1 protein-coding gene is annotated in these 237 nt (G+C 51.1%); it reads right to left on the bottom strand.

Annotation, left to right across the window (positions count from 1 at the left end):
• A partial coding sequence (locus A3766_RS08915) for a chloride channel protein (protein WP_197479459.1) occupies nt 1-237 on the bottom strand: 237 nt, incomplete at both ends.

The following is a 237-nucleotide window of genomic DNA, read 5'->3' as shown; positions in this document are numbered from 1 at the left end:
ACCCATCATCGCACCCATACCCAACATAGCGTAGAAGCCAGCTGAGGAGGCGGTTTCAGGCATAATCCATTCAGCGATTAGGCCAAATACGCCGCCAACGGTTGCACCAATAAAGAGAATTGGGCCCACAAGTCCACTTGGCATCCCCAAGCCAATGCTAATGCCCGTTACCACAATTTTTACCACGGCGATGCAGCACAGTAGAAGCAAACCAAACTCGCCCAAAAGCGTTTGGTT

The organism is Oleiphilus sp. HI0132 (assembly GCF_001635845.1).
Note: the sequence above shows the minus strand (reverse complement) of the source record. Positions and strands in the feature narration are given on the sequence as shown.